Genomic DNA, 19393 nt, shown 5'->3' with positions numbered 1-19393 from the left:
CATTCCCGCGAATTTTTCGCGAAATAATTTAACTTTCTGGTACACCAGATGCGTGAACTTTTAACTAACCCGTCACAAATGGGACTCTGCTCCCGTTTCTAATTGATACAAGTACACAGGTACGGAACCGACAATTCAAGTGATTCAGAGCAGTTGGTCAGGAAGACCGGGCTCGATTCCCCATTAAACGACTAAACGACCCAACAACCAGCAGTCTGCTGGTTAAAACCGTTAGGCATGGAAGCCGCATCGTGAAGCTATTTTCACAGACATCGCCTGTTGAAACCTTCAATCAGGCTGTGATTATTCAAACTGTCGAATCTCTTCAGATTTCAAGAGGGTTCCCGCAGTTTTCCGCTCACTCTGCTTCTCTGCTGTCGGCGACCATTCCGGTTGCCTGCTCTCAGCCTGTATCACACTCTGATGCCTGGCGTGAGCAAAGAGAGAATACCCCTTTATCTGAATTTAAAACGCCCTGCGCGTTGAAACCAACCTTTTTGAGGAGTTGGTAGATGAGGTTTTTTACGACAGCCTTTCTCACAGTTGTAGCACTTTCCGGATCAGCACAGGCCGCGGCACCCAAAGGTGTGCTGTTGGATTTTACCGCCACCTGGTGTGGTCCCTGTCAGAAGATGAGTCCGTTAATCTCACGTTTGAAGCGTGAAGGTTACCCCATTAGAAAAGTAGACGTCGATCAGGAACCCGATCTGGCGAAACGTTTTAATGTGGAGAGTATTCCGGCATTTGTTCTGGTGGTGGAAGGTAGAGAGGTCGCGCGTTCGGTGGGATCAACGACCGAGAGCAACCTGCGAAGGATGCTGGCCCGCATCCCCACTGCAGAACCCGAACAGCCTGCTCGCGAGAACCCCGTGGTCTTCGCTGCGAATGAGAGCCGCGTCAGTCAGCCTGCAGAGACTCCCATTCAACTGACACAGAACGAAACAAAACCGGAAAAGAAATCGCGAGGTTTCAATATTCCTTTCTTCGGTAAATCCAAAGAAGAATCAGTTCCCGTCGAAGAACCAGTGATCCGCGCCCAGTTTGGCGATTCCGCCAGTGATCCTCTCGCGAATGCAGCACCACAGAAGGAAATTATCAACTGGCGTGCCAGCACGGTTCGTATTCGTGTGAAAGACAAAAAAGGGATGGACCTGGGATCAGGAACTGTCATCCACAGTGCCATCGGTCGCACTTTGATTATGACCTGCAGCCACATCTTCAGTGAACTGAAAAGTGATTCGGTCATCGAAGTGGATGTCTTCCAGGGAGAAAAATTTGATACCTATGTGGGAACTCTGGTTCGCTACAATATGCAGGCCGACGTGGGGCTGATTTCCATTCCCACCTCAGGCGTGGTTCCCGCTGCGAAAGTAGCCGGGATCGAAGCAGAAGTCAAAGCCGGCGATGTCGTTGCCAGCATCGGATGTAACGGCGGTGCCCTTCCTACTCTGGAAAAAATTCAGGTCACCGAACTGAACCGTTTCCTCGGTCCCGACAACATTGAATGCACGGGCATGCCGGTACAGGGACGTTCTGGTGGCGGACTGTTTGATCGGTCCGGTCGTCTGGTTGGCGTCTGTTTCGCTGTCGAAAAAGATGAAAAGCGTGGTCTGTATGTCGGCCTGCCTATGATTCATAAACTGCTCGATGAAGCTCAGCTGACAGCCATCTACAAAGAACCGGCTGTTACGGAAACGATTCCGGAAGTCAAACTGGCGATGAGCGAAGCACCACAGGAAATGGCACCAGCTTCGAATCAGGCAATCCTCGATGAATTTCTGGAACGAGCCATGCCCAGCGGTCAACCGGTTGCCTCTGGTACCACCGGCAACCCCGACCTGCATCAGCTGCAGGATGCTCTGGATCAGGCCGGTGAAGCGGAAGTCGTCTGTATTATCCGTCCTCTGAATAAACCACAGTCGGCCAGCCGGGTGGTCATCATCAACAAAGCCAGCTCGAAGTTTGTCTCTTACCTGTCAGGTGAAGTGGACAATCAGCCTATGCCGACTTCGGCACGTTTTCAACCAGCAGAAAAACTGACCCGGACAGAGCAACCAGCGCGAAATCAACTGGACGATCGAATGAGCCGCAGCCTGCCTCGCAATTCGCGCGTCAATCGGGTACAGAGCTCTCCTCAACCCGAAGTGACCGGTTTTCGTACACCTTCTTCCTTCACTCAGACCGCCAATAAAACAACGGTCTCCCGCGAAGAGCGTCAGGGTAAAATCCAGGAAGTCGAACAGCAGCTGCGACGCTATCGTCGTTCCGCTGATTCACGTCGATAATCAAACGACGCCTTCACAATTGATTACCAACAAAAACCAGCTGGAATAGAGGACCTCTTTTCCAGCTGGTTTTTTTGTTTTTTGCTCTCAGACTTTTGTTCTGACGTCAGGCTCCTTTAGAATGAATGAACTGTAACCAACCGCAGCGAATTCATTCCACGGGTCTACCCCGTTGCCTGTCATCAGGAGACATCACGTGAAGACGTTCTATAAACTGGCTGCCTGCCTGAGCCTGATACTGTTTTCTACCGCTTCACTGTCCGCGAAAGATCTGAACCTGCAACTCCGCTATCAGCAGGAAACGGGGAAAGAGACCGGTCGCTTTCATCAGCGGCAGCGTTCTGAGAGCTGGAAACCGTCTGAAACTGCCATCATCGTCTGTGATGTGTGGGACTATCATCACTGTCTGAATGCCGTCAAACGGCTCGAACAGTTTGCCCCCCGTCTCGATCAGCTGTTGAAGACGGCCCGGGCAGACGGTGTCACTATCATCCATGCCCCCAGTGACTGCATGCCCGCGTACCAGGGGCACCCCGCACGAGCGAGAGCCCAGCAGGTGACCTTTAACGGACCCGTACCTGCCGGCATCGAAAACTGGTGCTCGAAGATTCCTGCAGAAGAACGCGCCGTTTATCCCCTCGATCAATCCGATGGCGGAGAAGACGACGATCCAAAGGAACACGCAGCCTGGGCAAAAAAACTCAAAGACCTGGGACGCAATCCATCCTTACCCTGGCAGAGTCAGTCTCCGATGATCACCATCGACGGCAAACAGGATTTCATCAGCGATAAAGGGGATGAAGTCTGGCGGATTCTGGAGAGTCGCGGCATCAAAAATGTGATGCTGGTCGGCGTGCATACCAATATGTGTGTCCTCGGACGCCCCTTTGGTTTACGACAGCTGAAACAGAACGGCAAGAATGTCGTGCTCGTCCGCGATCTGACGGATACGATGTATAACCCACAGCGCTGGCCTTACGTCAGTCATTTCACCGGCAATGATCTGATCGTTTCTCATATCGAAAAATATGTCTGCCCGACGATTACCAGCGATCAGCTGCTCGGCGATCAGGCATTCGTATTCAAAGAAGATAAACGTCCGCATCTGTTGATCGTGATGGCGGAAGCCGAGTATGAAACCAATGTCAGTCTGCCGAAATTCGCTGCAGAAAACCTGGGCAAAGACTTTCGAGTCAGTCTGGTCTTTGCCGATGAGAAAGACCGGAATATGATTCCGGGAATCGAAAAGATCAACGATGCCGACGTGGTCCTGTTCAGCGTGCGACGTCGCGTGCTGCCTGAAAAAGAAATGCAGGCGATTAAAAAGTACGTGAAAGCGGGCAAACCCGTCGTAGGAATTCGTACTGCCAGTCATGCCTTCTCGCTCCGTGGCAAAGAACCTCCCGCAGGCTACGCGGACTGGACCGAGTTCGATGCGTACGTTTTTGGCGGCAACTATAAAGGGCATCATAAGAACGATCTCAAATCGATGGTGACCATCAATCCGGCACAGAGAAAAAATCCGATTCTGGATGGCATTCCCGACAAACCATTCCCGCAGGCTTATTCGCTGTATGAAGTCTTACCGCTGGCAAAAGGGACGACCGTCCTGATGACGGCAGAAATTCCCGGCAAACCAGTCGAGCCAGTCGCCTGGACCTTCCAGCGCAAAGATGGCGGTAAATCGTTTTACACCTCGTTAGGACACCCGGGTGATTTCAAACAGCCCGAGTTTGTCAGGCTGCTGACGAATGGGATTTACTGGGCTGCCGGCCTGAACCCGGCGAACGTCAAAATCTCGGAAAAGGTTTCGTTGAATGAGGCGACTCACTGGTCCGTCGTCAATGTTCCCGCAACCGGAGCTGCTGCAAAAACCGACCAGAGTCGCTGGTATCGGTGTGTGGTGCGAATCCCCGCCACCTGGCGCGCCGGTAAACCCCTGCTGCTGAAAACGGGGAACGCTGCCCCTGCCAAAGTCAATGCCTGGATCAATGGTGCCCCTCTGATGCCGACGGAAGCCGGTTTTCTGATTGATCGTCAACCCGTCTATGAGAATGATGCCAACCTTGTGGTATTGCAGATCACAGGACAGTCCAGCGAGAGCGACTTTGCCTCTGCACCGCAGTTGGTTTCCAGTAAAAGTGCACTCCCTCTGGCGGGTCGCTGGCAGTACCGGGTCGGTGACGATTCCGAATTTGCCAACATGCCTCTACCGGCAAAGTTTGGCACGGTCACCGACATCGTATTTCAACCCTGAACGAAATCCGCAGCAAGCTTTATTCTGCCTTGCCTTTGAATTTGGAACCGTTCTCAGTAAAGAACTCAAGCCAGCCCGCCATCAGCGCAGCAGCGATGGATTTCTCTGATTTGTATTCAGGCAGAGTCTGACCCCAATAGAAACCGATCCAGCCGTCCGCATGTTTTCGGGACTTGATCAGAAATTCCTCGAATTCCTGCGGCGAGCTTTTGAGCGGGAACGTCTCTTCAATCACCAGCGGCTTGCCGATATCGAAACCCTTGAGCGTCTCCATGGCTTCGTCGACTTTGCCCGATTCCGGATAGAGGTGCACGCAGATAAAATCCAGATGCTGGCTGACTTTATCTGGCACGAAGCCGGACCGCAGGCCGGGGTGATCCAGGCTCCAGGGAACCATGCCGACAGTGATCAGATGCCGCGAATCTTCCTGTCGAATCGCTTCGACGAGTGTTTTGATCCACGCCGCTGCGATTTCCGGACGGGAGCGTTCATCGGGGCTCAGCGTGATCCGCTGCACAAAATGTTTTCCGCCAAAGCCGGGGCCGAGCCAGTCGGTTCCTTTTTTCTTGCCGGCGTGCACGACTGGTTCATTCATCAGGTCATAGCAGAAAATGGCCGGGCTCTGTGCACACTGTTTCGCGACTGCTTTCCAGAAAACCACCTGCGCCTGCCAGCGTTCCTGGTCGGTCAGTTGATCATACCACGCGGGGACATCCTGTTTGTGATAACAGCCCAGCCCGGTCAGATCGAGATACAGGCCCGTGCGTTCCGCAAGCTGCAGCAGCTCACTCAATTTCTGCAGTGCTTCCTCGCGGGGTTTGTCGACCGCGGACATGAACTTGCCGAACTGAATATGAATGCGAACCACATTCGCGCCCAGCTGTTTCATCTCGGCGAAATCCTGTTCCACCTGTTTCCAGTCCGTCGACCAGTAATCTTCCAGCAGTTGTCCCTCTCGATTGTGGTCGTAATTAAATCCCCAGGGGACAAACGGCTTCTGCGCCTCTGCAGTTACAAACGATTTCCCGTCTGCACTGACGCGGATGAAATCGAGTTCCGCCGCCGACAGGATGGACGAGCAGCAGAAAGTCAGGACAGCGATCAGAGAGCACATTCGCATCGGACTGTTCCTTTAATGGGGAATCGAAAGAGGTGAGGCGGAAATCCACCCGTCGATTTCATTTTGCGAAACGAAACTCAAGAATGCAAGATCGCTTCTTTTTCTGCCGCAGATTCAAAATGGAAGGGAAGTCTTGAGAGTTCCCCGCAATCTGCGTATGGTAAATGGATCTTTATATTACCAAATTCAGAGAGGCTCCCATGAAATCGATCTTTCCCGTTTGTCTGACGCTTGCATTACTGGTTTCCGGATCGTCGCGACTTTCTGCTGAGGATTCCACGAAACCACTCGATTACGAAGTCGATTTACGGGTGGTTACGGAAGGCTTTGACGGGAAAACCTGCTGGGTGCAGGCCCGTACCGGAGCGATTCCCCAGGCAGGTCCGTTTCCGGCGACTGTCGTACTGACGATGCAGAAGCTGCTGTTGACCGGTTCGGATGTGTTCTACGCGTTAAATGAGATGCGGACCACCGACGGCGAAAACTGGGTGGGGCCGATCAAACACGATACCTTAGCGCGGCGGCGTTTATCAGACAAACATGAGATCGCGGTCTGCGACTTCACCCCTGGCTGGCATGCCAGGACAAAGAAGCTGCTGGGAACCGGACACACCGTTCGCTATGAAAATAATAAGGTCATGCACGTTCGCAAACGGAGTGTGGCTTATTCGGTCTACAAAGAAAAGGATCATACCTGGTCCGACTGGACCACGATGAGTATGCCGGACGAACCCCGGTTTGAAGACTGCGGTGCCGGTTCCGCCCAGCGCTATGATCTGGAAGATGGCACGATTCTACTCCCTGTCTACTTCAAGAAAAAAGGGGCGAAGCAGTACGGCACGACGGTCGTGTTATGCGACTTTGACGGCGAGAAACTGACTTACAAAAAGCACGGCAGCGAACATACGATTCCCGTCAAGCGGGGTTTGTACGAACCTTCCATCACAAAGTACCAGGGGAAGTTTTATCTGACGATGCGGAATGATGAGAAGGGATACGTCTCGGTCAGCGATGACGGTCTGAACTATTCGGAACCGATTGTCTGGAAGTTCGATGACGGCCAGGAACTGGGCAATTACAACACGCAGCAGCACTGGGTGTCACACAGCGATGGCCTGTATCTGGTCTATACGCGACGCGGCGCGAACAACGACCACGTGTTTCGACATCGGGCGCCGCTGTTCATGGCTCAAGTCGATCCCAAAACACTACAGGTCATTCGCAAGACGGAACGAATCATCGTGCCGGAAAAAGGGGCGCGGATGGGGAATTTTGCTGTTGTGAATCTCAGCCCCAGCGAAACCTGGGTCACCGTTGCCGAATGGATGCAGCCGATCGGTATTGAAAAGTACGGCAGTAACAACCGCATTTACACCGCCCGCATCAAATGGTCCCGACCTTCACGCCAGGATGATTAAGTCCCGATCTTAATCTTGCTTGCTGACTAATTCTTTCAGTGTCTGCATCAGTGTCTCTTCCACTTCAGGAGCAGTGCGGGAGACGCGGCTGGTTTCGTAACCCCCCTGGGAGTACGCGATCGTGGTACCGATGTAACCGGGCCCCTGATCTCCGTAAGCGGCCATGCAGACGAATTCATCCGGTGCCATCTTTTGAGCGGCCAGCTGATATTCCACGAACAGTTCGCCCGGCATATGAATGATCTGAGCGGTACCCAGTTTCAACCGCGTGATATCAATCGTGGTGCCTGCCTTGGTACGCTGCAGATAGTTCAGATCGCGGGCGGCCCGGATGCGTTCGGTCTGTTTTGCCTTGGGGTTTTCTAAAATGCCGGTCAAAGTGGCTTCGTCCAGCGTGTCTCTCAACGGGAGGAGCACCGGTCTGGCTTTCCAGTCCACATCAGCCGCGGAGAGAGGCGATTTTTCAGTTGATTCCCAGGCTCGCTTCATTCCGTCTGCCAGGCGTTGTGCCAGCAGGGGGCGGTTTTCGGGATCGCCGTTATTATATTTTCCCGCACCGATATTGCCGCCGGCGCCGTTGAAGTGAATGTGTAATACGCCCGGAGTCTGTTTTTCATGCAGGGCCCGTGCCAGGCCGACGGTGTCACAGCTGACGCCCCCTTTGCCATAATAACTTTGTGGATGCGTCGCGTAATAACTGAGCATGACCAGAGGTTTGTCTTTGTCCCACAGGCTGAGTACGCGGACATCAGCGTCGATGGTTCCTTCCGGTGCCGCGATGGCAGCGGGATTGCGGGAGGAACTGAAACGGACGATTTTCACTTTTCCATCCGTACCCAGAATGCGCCGATTCGATGCAAACTGTGCCACTTTGGCTTTGCCGGTTCCCACATGCGTGACGGTTTGAGGATGCGTTACACTCTGCTTCGCGGCGGCGACGGTCCGCTGCATGACATCTTCCACGTAAGCGGCATCGTACATGACACCTTTCAGACCATTCTGTTCGAGCAGGGCATTTGCGGAAATGTCGACCCCCGGCGTGTCGTGTTGATGCAGACAATGGACGGCACAGCGGTCTACGGTCGTGCCCAGTGCCTCTGCCAGACGCTGTTTCCAGACATCCTGGGCACCATTGTTGGCACCTACCCAGTCGAGTGCCAGCAGCACAATTGGTTTGCCCGAATTCAGAAAAATGATGCCTCGCGCACTGAGGGGATCGACGATTTTCTTTGCAGGCGTGATATGTCCATAGCAGAGCGGGCTGCCAATCGGGGGTGTGATGTCACATTCGAAGGTTGCAATCTGTAATGGTTGCTTCGGTGTGGTTCCCGCTGCGTGAATGGAATCACTCACGATCAGTGTGCAAAGCAGAAAGACAGAGCGCTTGAGCAGCGAAAGAGAGCAATTTCTGAACGGGGACATCAGGTCGGCTTTCTGGAGAAAAAACGTGTGAGGATAGTTCTGGCTGGAAGGAATCAGTATAACAGAAAATCAGGTTCAGGCTCTAATAAATAATGGCTGAATCAAAGCGGAAACCTGTATTTTCGAACTGCTCTTTTCGCCAGATGGTATATGATGTTACGTGTGTTTCTGGGTAATTTTGATTTTGAACATCAGCTGGCAAGCGAAGTGTATGCAGCGGCAGGAGGGGGTACGCCCGCTTTGAATCTGCAACTGGCCTGCTGCTGGCTGGGCATCGCGGCAGCCGGCGATCAGATCTACCTGCCCGCTGCGCTGTCTCCTGAATTCATTGCACAATTAGCTGTAGACGGCCTGCCGACAGTGGAGTGGATTTCAAAATGGCCCGGTCGAGAACAGGCGGCTCAAAGAGAATTCGTGCCCTGGGGCTGGTCAGAAGCAGCAGTAAAACTGGCAGATGCGCAGGGCTTCAGAACGACAGCCCCCGATCTGGCCGCCGTCCAAATGGTGAACTCCCGATCCTTTTCATTTCATTGTGAAACGGAATGGGGAGTGTCGCTGCCGGGCAGTTGTCAGGTCAAAGAGATGGACGAACTGGAAGCAGCAGTCGCTGATCTGGCGGCTCAGAAGGGAAAGGAAGAAACAGCCTGGGTGCTCAAGGCCGATTTCAGCATGTCCGCTCGCGAGCGGATGCTGGGCAGAGGAGACGGCGTGTCCAACCCGATCAGAGACTGGGCGAAAAAACGATTCTCTTATCCGCAGCCTCTGTTTCTGGAACCGTGGGTACAGCGCGTCGCGGAAGCCGGTCTGCAGTTCGAAATACCGCAACAGGGGGAACCCGCATTTCTGGGGCTCGCGCAATTGTTGTGTGATGACCGCGGTCAGTATCGCGGCAGTCGCATCTGTGTGGATGCGCAGATACAGGAAACATGGCAGCCCGCGATTGAAATGGGGCAGCGCGTCGCAGCGCGCGTGCAGCAGGCTGGTTACTTCGGGCCCCTGGGCATCGATGCGATGCAGTATCGCGATGAGCGGGGAGCGTTGCAGTGCCGCCCGATTCAGGATGTGAACGCGCGCTATACCATGGGACGGCTGGCACTGGGTTTTAAACGGTTCCTGAAATCAGGGCAGGTAGCCAGCTGGCTGCATTTCCCCTGGAAAGAGTCGTATGGTCAGCCCTTTTCAAAGTGGTTAAGATGTGTCGCGGACACGCAGGAGTCAGGCACGCGATTGGTGGCGACATCTCCTGATCAGATCGATGGTCAAACGCTGCGACTGGTCAATGTACTGCTGATTTCCGAGACGACTGATGAATTAGACCGAAACGAAGAGGCACTGATGCGGGCGGTTGCTGTTTTAGCAGAGACTGCCTGTTGAGGCAGGCGAAGTATAGAAGAGAATTGAACACGGCGTATGACCGAACAGCGGGAATCTGAACCACAACGACGCAGCTGGCCTCGTCGTCTGCTCAACCGAATGGAAGTCAATCGGGCTGTGTTTTACGCGCTGGTCGGTCGAGGCTGGCAGTTTGTCTCCGGCCCGGTCACGATGCTGCTGATCGTCGCCTTTTTTTCCAGTGAACTGCAGGGGTACTATTATACCTTTGGTGCCCTGATCGCGCTGCAGACCTTTGTCGAGATGGGGATGCAGGTGGTGACGCTCTACCTGGCCAGTCATGAATGGTCGAAGCTGGAAATTGACGAACAGGGGGCGTTAACCGGCGATCCGGATGCGCTCGCGCGTATTCGCAGTCTGGCTGTACTGGTTTTGAGATGGTATACGATCGCCGGGTTGTTGTTCGTCGGTGGAATTGGTATGGCCGGCTATTATTTCTTTTCCGCGCAACCGGTCGGTGGTGTCGACTGGCAACTTCCCTGGTTGTGTGTGGCGGGTTTGACGGCACTGACTTTGATCGCGACCCCCTGTCTGTCACTGCTGGATGGTTGTGACCAGGTTTCGGTTACCAACCGCTATCGGGCCTTTCAAAGTATCACGGGCACGCTGGTGGCTTGGGTCGTGATTTCCAGCGGAGGCGGAATCTGGACCAGTGTTGCAATTTGTGCCGTGCGCCTGTTCTGGGAACTGTGGCTGATTGGTGTTCGCTATCGGCAGTTTTTCATCTCATTATTGCCTCCACGCTCAGGGGAACAGGTCAGCTGGTCGGAAGAGGTCTGGCCAATCCAGTGGAAGCTGGCGGTGCAGGCAATGGCGACGTACTTCACCAGCTCCTTTGTCATTCCGCTGATGTTTGAATATCAGGGACCCGAGGTTGCCGGCCGCATCGGTCTGACGTGGACCGCGCTGATTACGCTGCAGATGGCGGCCTGGTCCTGGCTGATGACACGCGCTCCTTTGTTTGGTTCGCTGGTCTCACAGAATAACATTCCGGAACTGAATCGCGTCTTCCGCCGCCTGACACAGGTTTCCACGATTGTGCTTCTGAGCGGCGGAATTCTGTTCTGTCTGATAGTCTGGGGGCTGCAACTGTTACGAGGCGTGGAATTACCAGCAGGCTGGGATGTGCTGGAACCGGTCTGGTATCTGATCCAGAAACTGCAGGAACGGATTCTGCCTCTGTACCCAACGGTCCTGCTGGCGCTGGCTCTGGTTCCCATTCATATCTCGCAGTGTGTGATGGCGTATATTCGTCCGTTTAAACAGGAACCCTTCCTGATTTTGAATACGCTGACGCAACTGGTTACGGGACTGCTGGTCTGGTACCTGGGGAAAATGTACGGGCCTGTCGGCGCTGGTTGGGGGTTTCTCATCGCAGGCTATTTACTGACGATCCCCGGGTTTCTACTCATTCTGCAGCGATTTATAACCCGACAGAAATAACGTAACTTCCGTGGACCATTGATTGACGCATCGGTGTGTCACAATTTCGTCAAGAAAAAAGTTGACAGCTCGATATCCTGATTTTACTATCAGTAGATATTCATCCATTCATTGCATGCTCGTTCTTATTGTCTGATTTCATTTCTTTCATCGTTCAGATTCGAGGCCCGGGTAAAGTTCATTCGCGCTGCTGGCATCCAGTAGATACGGGCATCTTTGACGAGTACATGGTTATCGCTTCTGAATCATTCTCTCTATGGATTTTCTGAGAGTCGGTGAGATAGATCAATTCGAGATGACATTAGTAAGGAGTGCGCATAATGAAATGGTTTATAAAACGAAATCACCTGTTTACCCTGTTTCTGTGCATCTCCGCAGGCTGGGTGCTGATGACCGTCAGTGCGGAAGTGGAGCAGAACACCAGAATCAACGATCCCGAGCTATTGCCTGAGTCAGATCACAATACCACAGATCGAGATTTCTTTGCCAGTTTGCAGAAAAGCCAACCTCTTCAATCGGATCAAAGGAATTCAGAGGCCTCGGGAAAGAAGATCATTGAGTCCTTCTATCCGCCGTTGACACCAGGGGAACAGGCCGTGCTTCAGGAACTCAATGCGGCAACAATAGCGAAGTTTCCTGACGTGCCATTATCAGAAGCCCTGAATACCTTACAGAAACAGCATGGCATTAACGTTTTTCTGGATGGGCGGGCATTGCGTGAACAGGGGCTGACCACAGAAGAACCCATCAATGTGTCGCTGCACGGGGTTACGCTCAAGTCCGCACTCGACACCATTCTGAGACCTTTGGGCCTGGATTATGTCGTCGATCAGCAGGTTCTGAAGATTACGTCGATTGAAGAAGCAAATCGTACTCTGATATTACGGATCTATCCGATTGCCGACTTAGGCAGCTCGCCAGAAGAATTCAAGGCACTCGAAAATGTGATTCGCAATACCTGTCTGCCTCCTTCTCCGATTCGAGAAAAATATTATCCGGTGGATGATCTGGTGATTGGTGGAACTGCAAATTCAAGTCGAAAATCAGTTGCGCAATACTCCAGTCGCAGTTTTTCCGTGGTGCCCCAATGCCAGGCACTGGTGGTGAATGAAACGGATCGGGTGCATTTCAAAATAACAGAATTACTGAAACTGCTCAGACAGGTTCGCGATGATCAGGCCAGCCTGAGATCTGAAGTGAAGTGATTTTCAATTATCAAATTTTTCAAGCAGAGGACTGGTTATGAATTGGCTACTGAAACAGAAGATGGTTGCAGTCCTGTTTTGCTTCCTGGCAGTCGGAAGCACGGTACTGGTGGCGACTGCGGAAGTGAAGAAAAAAACGGTTGCTCCTGTAACAAAAAATCCTGTGGCCCAGTCGATGGTGTCATTTGAAACAGCGCTGACAAAATATCAGGTAAAGAAAACGCAGAATTTTTTTCCGGCGCTCACGAAACGCGAACTGAAGATAGAAGAGGCTCTGGGAACAGAAACCGATTGTAGATTCCTTGACCAGCCTTTAGCGGAAGTCATGGCGTTCTTTGCAGAGAAACATGCGATTCCCATTATCATTCTGGGTATTGACCTGGGTGAAGAAGGCTTGACGGTGGACGAGCCTGTTGATTTCGATGTCAATAATGTGACTCTGCACGATGCACTGGAACTCATTTTAAAACCCATCGGTTTAACTTATATCGTGGAAAATGGTGTCGTGAAGATTACGACAACATTTAAAGCGAGTGAGAAACTGACCTCGCGTGTTTATCCTGTCGGCGATCTCTGCCGGACTGTCGAAGATTATCTCACGCTGGAATCCGCGCTCAGAAACGCCGACCTGGGTGACTGGCGGGAGCGGAAAACCGGTTGTGCATCGGAAAAGACCCAAAATCAACCACAAAAGCCCGGTGCCTCTCATCCCGGAGGAGGAGGTTTTTTCAACATACCCGATGGGAATTTCAAGGGAGGGGAAAGTGTCGCTCCCCTGCTTTATGAAGACGGAGATGGCGGAACGATTACGATTGTTCCGCAGAGTCATGCACTGGTCATCACACAGACTTACCATGCGCACAAGGCCATCGTCGATCTGTTAACGCAAATCAGAGAAGCCGGTGTTCAGGAATAGGTGACGCAGAGGAAACAGTTCGAACATGTAATTGGAATCAGAGTGGAATTTATTCTGAAGACAGCTATCGCAGGAGAGGGAGATGAAACAGATTTCCGATATCGGAAGCCGAAGAAAAAAAGTTACGTTTACACTGTTGAGCTGCCTGGTAGCGGCGGGTTTTCTGATCACGGCAAATGCGGAAGAGAAACAGAAGCCGAAAGATGCTTCTGCGAAGAAGCCTGCTGTCAACGCGAATTCGAAATCAAGTGCGCCCGTGGTGCAGAATAAAGCGAAAGCGGCAATGCCGGTCTTTTATCCCGCGCTTACTGATCGCGAGCAGACATTCGAAGTCGCACTGAAATCGGATACCGACGCCGAGTTTGTCGAAACGCCTCTGGAAGACGTGATTGGGTATTACATTGACAGACATAACGTACCGATTGTGATCCAGGCGAAAGACCTGGAGAATAATCTGGGGATTACCATCGAAGAACCCGTTACTGCAGAGTTTTCCGGGATCAGTCTCAGTAATGCATTGCTGCAGATTCTGGATCCACTGGACCTGACTTATATCGTCGATCGGGGTTTGATTCAGGTACTCTCAAAAGAGACTGCGAACAACACATATAAAACCCGGGTTTACCCGGTCGCCGATCTGTGCATTATCGATGAAGATTACCTGGTCCTGGGAACTTCGATCCTGAATGCAAATCTGGGAGAGTGGAAACCCAGTCGTATCAATACTACATTGAGTAATCCGAAACCCAGTCAGGAGCAAAAAGCAGGTGGCGGCACAGGATATTTTAATGTCCAGGGTGCGTTAGGTGGAGGACTGGGAGGTGGCGGATTCGGTGGTGGCGGAGGATCAATGGCTGATTACACGAATGTACCGGGGGGCACGATCTCCGTGGTGCAGCAGTCACATGCGCTGGTGATCAGTCAGACGTATCACGCCCACAATGCGATCGTCGAATTACTGACACAACTCCGTCAGGCACAACAGGACAGTGAATAAAAACACCCGTTATCAGATCGACTGCACGCCAGTCGTTTGATTTAAAACAGGGAGGAACTTTGATGAATCGTTTTCAGAAACAACTTCGTTCCCCGCTCATGTCAGTGGGTCTGGGGGCTCTGCTCTGCGGAGTATTTACACTGGCAATCCAGGCAGAAGAAAAAAAAGCGACACCGGAGAAGAAAGCAGAGCAGAAGGTCGAACCACCACTGGTGACTGTGAAAGCACAGCCTGTCTTTTATCCCGTTTTAACCAAACGGGAAGAATTGATCGACAGCATGTTGAAGCGGAATACGCATGCAAATTTTCCCAAAGTCCCGCTCTATGAAACAATGGTGTATTTTTCCGATCTGCATAATATCCCCATTATGTTACAGGACAAATATCTGGAAGAAGTCGGCATCACCCGGGAAGAACTGATCGACGTCAAATTTACAGATCAATCCCTGCAGAATGTCCTGGAATATATCCTCGAGCCTCTCGATCTGACGTTTGTGGTCGACAAGGAAATGGTTCTGATTACCACAAAAGAAAGGGCGGCGCGGACATTCATGACGCGCGTCTATCCCGTGGGAGATTTATGCCAATCCGGTCCCGATGATTATTCTGCCCTGGAAATGGTGATTCGCAACGCACGGATCGGCGAGTGGAAACCTGAGGGAATGGATAAGCTGACTCCCGTTTATGGTTCTTCGGGTAGTGAATCCTGGGTTGATACCTTTCAGTTTAAAGGGGGAACCATTTCCGTGCATGAACCCAGCAAATCACTGGTGATCAGCCAGACCTGGCATGCCCACGAAGCGATCATCAAACTGTTGCAGGATCTGAGAAAAGCCCAGGCCGCACTGCAGAAGACGGTTGAACAGAAAATTTAAACAGTCATCGACGCATAAAAAATGGAGCAGACCGAGGGGAGCAGCCCGCTCCATTTTTATGGTCGTTATTTCCCGCCGTTGGGCGTTCGGCTCATGATATAGTTGAAGAGATCTTTCACTTCCTGATCACTCATGTTTTTGGTCAGGCCATCCGGCATTAATGACAGATCCAACGCTTTGAGGATTTCGATCTCATCTTTATTGATGAGTACCGTCTGTCCTTTGACATCCCGTAGCGTGAGAGTCTTGGTCGTCTGCTCATCTATCAGGCCTGTCACCGTTCGCCCGTCGTCTGTGACGACCAGGAAGTTGGTGAATTCTTCCCGAATCGCAGCACTCGGGTCCACGACCGCCAGCAGCATGAAGTCCAGGTTGTCCCGTTCGTAACCGGTCAGCTTGGGACCTGCTTTGCCCCCTTCGCCATACAGCGTATGACAGACGGCACACGTTTTATTGAACAGGACTTTCCCGGCTGAGAATTCGCCGCCCCCCGCTTTCACCAGTGCAGCCACCCGTTTCATCTCCTCCTGTTTTTCTGCAGGAGAGGAGCCGCGAACTTTGCCCCAGTGCTTTTTGATACTGGCTTTGATTTCGGGATCGTCGTGCAGTGACATCTGCTGTACCACATCCAGAGGAATTGTATTGGCTTTGATCCGCCACGCATCCACTTCCGTCAGGAACTGTTTGCTCCACGCTTTGCGGCTGGCGAGCACCCGTTGTGCGGTTCCGCGGACGTCGTGTTCGTCGAGGAGAGTACTGTGGTAGCGGCTTAGAATACTCTTGCCGATACTCGGGTTTTCAAAATTCATCAGAGCCTGCAGCGCGACCCGTTTCAATGAGTGAGTATCAGCTCCCGAGGAAGACAGAATCGCGGTCAACGGGCCGACGGCATCTTTAACTTTCAACTGACCCAGGATTTCAATGTAGGTCAGGCGTGTGGGGCGGTCTGCATTTTTGTCGGCAATGATTTTAATGGCGCGTTGTGTCGCTTCCTTATCACCCAGGCGTAACGCTAATGCGAGATCCGATTCTCCCAGGCTCTTCTGGTATTCCGCCAGACCTTTGCTGAGCTCTTCAGGCAGGTTGTCAATCTTCTGGCCGCGGAATGCTTCCAGCATGCCTACCATCAGTTTTTCTTTACTCTGATCCGAAGGGGCCAGCTTCAACAGTTTGGCGCACATGGCGTAGTTTTCATCGCCGCCCGCCATCGCGTAACGCTGCATGATGCGTTCGAGGATGAAGTCCTGAACCATCTGCACTTTCCAGAAGTCGGGCTTCGAGAACAGCTGTAACACCAGTTCCCGGTCGGAAGTCGCTTTACTTTCCAAGGCCCACCATAACAGCAGTGGAATATGCAGGTCCTGCAGATCCTCTTCCCGCTGCAGGAGTTCAGCGGTAATCGCCAGGCCGGCTTCCGCGGGAAGTCGTTTGGCGGTTGATGCCAGCTGAGAACGTACCTCGGCGTACGGTTCTGTTTTCGCCAGACCGACGAGTGAGGCCGTCAGCTTTTTCGAAGTCGTATGCGAATCGCCGAGCAGACGGATCGTCCAGCGACGCATGTGTTCATCGCGGTGTCCCAGCAGTTCCAGCGCCAGCTCCTTATTGAAGGCACCGAGCTGATTCAACGCCCAGAGTGCTTCCAGGCAGCGATCATCATTCTGATCTCTGGCAATCGCCAGCAGTGCGGGAACCATCGACGTGTCGCCACGCTCGCCAATCACCTGCACGGCTTTCTGACGGAACCATTTGTTTTTATGTCCCATCGTTTCGATCAGTTCCGTATTGGTCTGCTTGGAAAGGTCGAACGGTTTGAGGGGTTTATAATCGGTCGGTTTGAGACGATAGATACGACCGCTGGTTTTGTGCCAGTTGTCGCGGGGGTCAACGTGCGTCAGGCGGCTGTCGTACCAGTCGGCCAGGTACACGCTGCCATCGGGGCCCACCTTGATATCGACGGGACGGAACCAGCGGTCCTGCGTCATCACGATGGGGGGCATGTCTTCTGTACGATACGTGGATGTGTCCGGAATAAGATTACTGGCCATCACGCGGTTATGCAGTGAATTCGCAGCGAAAACGGCGCCATTGTATTTGGGAGGGAACGTGCCCCCTTCATAAATGGAGAAGGTCTGGCTGAAGCGTTCCTGATACCCTTTGTGTCGCATGTGTTCGTAATAACCAAAGGCGAACGGGTTGGTCAGTGGACCATGTTTGCCCCAGTTCTTATGAGCGTAGCCCCCTTGTGCATAGTGCATCCCGCGGGTGCCGCCGTTATTCGTACCCGAGAAGACCCGGCCTTTAGAATCGATCTCCACACTGAAGGTGTTTCCGCCCCCTTCCGCGAAGATCTCAAAGATTTTGGTTTCGGGGTGATAACGCCAGATCATCTGGCCTTTGAAGTGCACGTTTTTCGTGACGGCTGAACTCACGGTTCCCGTCGTCGTACTGCCGTTGGCACCATACAGCCAGCCATCGGGACCCCACTTGATGCTGTTGGCAACGGAGTGAGTGTCTTCCAGACCAAAGCCGGACAGATGCACTTCAGGATCGCCATCGGGAATGTCATCGCCGTCCGCATCGGGATAGAACAGCAGGTACGGAGGATTCAAAACCCAGATGCCCCCTTTGCCGACAGTGACGGCGGAGACAATGTTCAGACCGGTGATCACGTCTTTGATTTTGTCGAATTTGCCATCGCCGTTGGTGTCTTCGAGCACCGAAATCTTGTCGGCCCCTTTGAAGTGATTTGGCGGTGCAGGGGGGACCTTATCGAAGACCGCCCGCAGGTACTGGTCGTACTTCACGACTTTCAGACCGGCGGGGAACGGGTACTGCAGGTACTGTACGACCCACATTCGGCCGCGATGGTCGAAGCTGAGATAGAGGGGCTGCATGACTTCGGGTTCCGCAGCGATGCTCTCCATCTCGAAGTCTTTGTGAACCTGGAATAGTTTGACCGCATCTGCAGGGGGAGTCGGGTCCGATTCGTCGCCGACTTCACCTTTCCCTTTGAAGGCTTTCATGACTTTGTCAACCTGCTCGTTGGCAGCGACATTTTTCTTGAAGCGATCGCGGGTGATCTTGCCGGCGACATCAACCTGCGGTGGTTCTTTTTTAAGACACCAGTAGATGGCGTTGACCAGGGTGTGTGTAAACGTATTGATTTTGAAATCGCTGGCATGTCCGAGTGATGTATAGAATACCAGAGATTTTTTATAGCGGTTGGTCCAGGCGACAGGCATGTGAACCGGTTGTCCTTCTACGTTGGACAGGCCGATTAATAATGTCTTCGTGGAGCTTTTGAGGTTGGTGCTTTTATACATCGACCCTTCGCTGCGGAAGTATTTATTGCGAACGGTCGCCATGATCGGGTCCTGCTCGGCGCGCAACTGGGTGGTTACATCGGTTGGTGTTTTATTATTGAAGTCACCCGCGTATTCGCCCCCCAGAACTTCCGCGTCGAAGTTCTTCCACTCGACATATCCTTCCGCCGGTTCCCCTTTGCTGAGGGAGAAGCCGTGACTTGAGGTGCGAATGGCAACCAGGGGTTTGCCGGCGTCGAGGTAATCTTTCAGCATTTTCATCTGGGCGGCTGGTAATGTTTTTCGACGCACACTCAGGAACAGCAGGTCTGCATCTTTGAGCGATTTCAGGCCAGGAAACGAATTTGGATCCTCTTTGTCGGCGAAGACAAACTCGGTCCGAAATCCGAGAGGCTGCAGATGTTCTTTGGCAAAAGCAGGCAGGCTTTCGGCCGTCTTGTATCCTTCTTCCCCAATCACGAACAGGATCAGAGGATGGTCAGCGGGAGTCGCCGCCTTACTGGTTTGGGATTTTTCTTCAGCAGAGAGCGGGAAAACAGCCAGACTGCAGAATCCGAGAACGACAGACAGGGAGAGCACGTGCTTCAAAATCACTCTGTTGAGCATGGGGACCACTTCTTGGTGAGGTAAAACTAAAGGAAATTAAAAAATGGTGGTTCTTCATAATAACAGCCCTTTGAATGCTCTGTCACCCGTCAAAACGGATTTTTTGCGAAGAAGTGTTCACATTGCCGAAATCG

At 52.5% G+C, this 19393-nt stretch carries 12 protein-coding genes; 9 read left to right on the top strand and 3 right to left on the bottom strand.

Going from position 1 to position 19393, the window contains the following annotated elements; genetic code table 11:
- Window positions 1–512 precede the first annotated feature (512 nt).
- Window positions 513–2285, top strand: coding sequence for a thioredoxin domain-containing protein (locus ACN0YN_RS19245; protein ID WP_417386630.1), 1773 nt, complete (start codon window positions 513–515; stop codon window positions 2283–2285).
- A gap of 196 nt (window positions 2286–2481) precedes the next feature.
- Window positions 2482–4542: an isochorismatase family protein gene (locus ACN0YN_RS19240; RefSeq protein WP_417386629.1), complete on the top strand. Its 2061-nt coding sequence runs from the start codon at window positions 2482–2484 to the stop codon at window positions 4540–4542.
- A 19-nt stretch (window positions 4543–4561) separates the two neighbouring features.
- Here ACN0YN_RS19240 and ACN0YN_RS19235 read toward each other — a convergent pair whose 3' ends face one another.
- Window positions 4562–5662, bottom strand: a complete 1101-nt coding sequence (locus tag ACN0YN_RS19235) for a cellulase family glycosylhydrolase (protein ID WP_417386628.1) — start codon at window positions 5660–5662, stop codon at window positions 4562–4564.
- A gap of 200 nt (window positions 5663–5862) precedes the next feature.
- Here ACN0YN_RS19235 and ACN0YN_RS19230 point away from each other — a divergent pair, with 200 nt between their 5' ends.
- A complete protein-coding gene (locus ACN0YN_RS19230) occupies window positions 5863–7080 on the top strand; it encodes a sialidase family protein (protein ID WP_417386627.1) in 1218 nt (405 codons plus the stop codon).
- A 9-nt stretch (window positions 7081–7089) separates the two neighbouring features.
- Here ACN0YN_RS19230 and ACN0YN_RS19225 read toward each other — a convergent pair whose 3' ends face one another.
- A complete protein-coding gene (locus ACN0YN_RS19225; protein ID WP_417386626.1) occupies window positions 7090–8502 on the bottom strand; it encodes a hypothetical protein in 1413 nt (470 codons plus the stop codon).
- Between the two features lie 150 nt (window positions 8503–8652).
- On the opposite strand from ACN0YN_RS19225, the gene ACN0YN_RS19220 reads away from it, so the two are divergent.
- The 6 genes from ACN0YN_RS19220 to ACN0YN_RS19195 all read left to right on the top strand — a co-directional run bounded on the left by ACN0YN_RS19220 (window position 8653) and on the right by ACN0YN_RS19195 (window position 15330).
- Complete coding sequence (locus ACN0YN_RS19220) at window positions 8653–9876, top strand: hypothetical protein (protein WP_417386625.1); 1224 nt, start codon at window positions 8653–8655, stop codon at window positions 9874–9876.
- A 36-nt stretch (window positions 9877–9912) separates the two neighbouring features.
- Window positions 9913–11337: a lipopolysaccharide biosynthesis protein gene (locus ACN0YN_RS19215; protein ID WP_417386624.1), complete on the top strand. Its 1425-nt coding sequence runs from the start codon at window positions 9913–9915 to the stop codon at window positions 11335–11337.
- Window positions 11338–11657: 320 nt separating this feature from the next.
- Complete coding sequence (locus ACN0YN_RS19210) at window positions 11658–12542, top strand: hypothetical protein (RefSeq protein WP_417386623.1); 885 nt, start codon at window positions 11658–11660, stop codon at window positions 12540–12542.
- A 37-nt stretch (window positions 12543–12579) separates the two neighbouring features.
- The gene (locus ACN0YN_RS19205; protein ID WP_417386622.1) at window positions 12580–13458 is read left to right on the top strand and encodes an STN domain-containing protein; all 879 of its coding nucleotides are present in this window, start codon (window positions 12580–12582) and stop codon (window positions 13456–13458) included.
- A gap of 82 nt (window positions 13459–13540) precedes the next feature.
- The gene (locus ACN0YN_RS19200) at window positions 13541–14455 is read left to right on the top strand and encodes a hypothetical protein (RefSeq protein WP_417386621.1); all 915 of its coding nucleotides are present in this window, start codon (window positions 13541–13543) and stop codon (window positions 14453–14455) included.
- A 62-nt stretch (window positions 14456–14517) separates the two neighbouring features.
- Window positions 14518–15330 carry a hypothetical protein gene (locus ACN0YN_RS19195; protein ID WP_417386620.1) on the top strand — a complete coding sequence of 271 codons (813 nt, stop codon included), beginning with the start codon at window positions 14518–14520 and terminating at the stop codon, window positions 15328–15330.
- Between the two features lie 65 nt (window positions 15331–15395).
- Here ACN0YN_RS19195 and ACN0YN_RS19190 read toward each other — a convergent pair whose 3' ends face one another.
- Complete coding sequence (locus tag ACN0YN_RS19190) at window positions 15396–19259, bottom strand: PVC-type heme-binding CxxCH protein (RefSeq protein WP_417386619.1); 3864 nt, start codon at window positions 19257–19259, stop codon at window positions 15396–15398.
- Window positions 19260–19393 lie beyond the last annotated feature (134 nt).

The sequence above is a fragment of the Gimesia sp. genome (assembly GCF_048260065.1).
Lineage (GTDB): Bacteria > Planctomycetota > Planctomycetia > Planctomycetales > Planctomycetaceae > Gimesia.
Note: the sequence above shows the minus strand (reverse complement) of the source record. Positions and strands in the feature narration are given on the sequence as shown.

Bases quoted from the DNA above. Each gene is read 5' to 3' on its own strand.
- ACN0YN_RS19245 (WP_417386630.1), top strand. From the start codon at position 513: ATGAGGTTTTTTACGACAGCCTTTCTCACAGTTGTAGCACTTTCCGGA.
- ACN0YN_RS19235 (WP_417386628.1), bottom strand. From the start codon at position 5,662: ATGCGAATGTGCTCTCTGATCGCTGTCCTGACTTTCTGCTGCTCGTCC.
- ACN0YN_RS19230 (WP_417386627.1), top strand. From the start codon at position 5,863: ATGAAATCGATCTTTCCCGTTTGTCTGACGCTTGCATTACTGGTTTCC.
- ACN0YN_RS19225 (WP_417386626.1), bottom strand. From the start codon at position 8,502: ATGTCCCCGTTCAGAAATTGCTCTCTTTCGCTGCTCAAGCGCTCTGTC.
- ACN0YN_RS19220 (WP_417386625.1), top strand. From the start codon at position 8,653: ATGATGTTACGTGTGTTTCTGGGTAATTTTGATTTTGAACATCAGCTG.
- ACN0YN_RS19215 (WP_417386624.1), top strand. From the start codon at position 9,913: ATGACCGAACAGCGGGAATCTGAACCACAACGACGCAGCTGGCCTCGT.
- ACN0YN_RS19210 (WP_417386623.1), top strand. From the start codon at position 11,658: ATGAAATGGTTTATAAAACGAAATCACCTGTTTACCCTGTTTCTGTGC.
- ACN0YN_RS19205 (WP_417386622.1), top strand. From the start codon at position 12,580: ATGAATTGGCTACTGAAACAGAAGATGGTTGCAGTCCTGTTTTGCTTC.
- ACN0YN_RS19200 (WP_417386621.1), top strand. From the start codon at position 13,541: ATGAAACAGATTTCCGATATCGGAAGCCGAAGAAAAAAAGTTACGTTT.
- ACN0YN_RS19195 (WP_417386620.1), top strand. From the start codon at position 14,518: ATGAATCGTTTTCAGAAACAACTTCGTTCCCCGCTCATGTCAGTGGGT.
- ACN0YN_RS19190 (WP_417386619.1), bottom strand. From the start codon at position 19,259: ATGCTCAACAGAGTGATTTTGAAGCACGTGCTCTCCCTGTCTGTCGTT.